Source organism: Arthrobacter sp. TS-15 (assembly GCF_006964045.1).
GTDB lineage: Bacteria > Actinomycetota > Actinomycetes > Actinomycetales > Micrococcaceae > Arthrobacter.
Genome location: NZ_SDXQ01000103.1, coordinates 1 through 1,388, shown reverse-complemented (window position 1 = coordinate 1,388; position 1,388 = coordinate 1). Strand labels below are relative to the sequence as shown.

Annotated in this window: 1 protein-coding gene; it reads left to right on the top strand. The window is 70.5% G+C overall.

Annotated features, from left to right (window positions below):
• On the top strand, positions 1–1,111 hold a 1,111-nt coding region (locus EU811_RS23045; RefSeq protein WP_142940565.1), incomplete at its 5' end, for an MFS transporter.
• Positions 1,112–1,388: the final 277 nt, after the last annotated feature.

Here is a 1,388-nt window from a genome sequence, read left to right as displayed (position 1 = left end):
GGGCATCAGCCTCCTGCGTGACGTGGTGCCGAAGGAGAAGCTGGGCTCGTCCATCGCGATCATGAGCGCGTCCATGGGCGTGGGCGGTGCGCTCGGTCTGCCGTTCTCCGCGGCGATCGCCGAGAACACCAGCTGGCGCGTGCTGTTCTGGGTCGTCGCCGCCCTGGCCCTCGCGGTCGGCACGCTGATCTGGTTCGTCGTGCCCGTAGGCCGGGCGAACACCGCCGCGGGCAACAGCTTCGACCTGCTCGGCGCGGCCGGTCTGGGCGTCGGGCTCGTCTGTCTGCTCCTCGGCGTCTCCAAGGGTGCCGACTGGGGATGGGGAAGCGGCACCACCCTCGGACTGCTCGGCGCCTCGGTCGTCGTCCTGCTGGCCTGGGGCTGGTGGGAGCTGCGGACGCGTGAGCCGCTGGTCGACCTCCGGGTGACCGCCCGCCCGCAGGTCCTGATGACGAACATCGCCTCGATCCTGGTCGGCTTCTCGATGTACGCCCAGTCGCTGGTCGTGCCCCAGCTCCTCCAGCTGCCCGAGGCCACCGGCTACGGACTGGGCCAGTCGATGCTGGCCATGGGCCTGTGGATGGCCCCCGCCGGCCTGATGATGATGGTGATGTCGCCGATCGGCGCCAAGGTCTCGGCCGCCCGCGGCCCCAAGGTCACCCTGACCATCGGCGCGCTGATCATCTCCCTCGGCTACGGCATCTCCCTGCCGATGATCGGCACCGACTCGCCCCTGGGCCTGCTCGCCGTGACCATCGTCGCCAACACGGGTGTCGGCTTCGCGTACGGCGCCATGCCGGCCCTCATCATGAGCGCGGTGCCCCAGTCGGAGACCGCCTCCGCCAACAGCTTCAACACGCTGATGCGCTCGATCGGCAGTTCCGTGTCGGCCGCCGTGATGGCGGTGGTACTGGCCCAGATGACCACGGACTTCGGCGGGTTCGCCCTGCCGTCCGAGGACGGGTTCCGGGTCGCCATGCTGATCGGCTCCGGCGTCGCGCTCGTGGCCGCGGCCGTCGCCTTCTTCATCCCGGTCCCGAAGGCCGCCGCCGATCCGGAGCCCGGCACGGCACCGGACGCCGCCCCCGAGACGGCCGAGGCCAAGGCCTGACCACAGCTCACAGTGACTCGATCACGGCCTACAGCGACCTGATCCCGGCGGCCGGATCCTGACTCCCACAGCCGAGCCCTGACCTCTCCCAAGGTCAGGGCTCGACCCGTACATCCGTGCTCGTCAGCGCCATCGGCGCCCCCGCGAAGGCCCGCAACCGGACCCGTACACCGTGCCTCGGCTGAAGCCGCCCCTGAGGGGCTGTCAGTAGACGTCCCGCACGTACCGCTTGTCCGCCGCGAGTTGCTTCACGTACGTGGCGGCCTCGGTCTCGGTC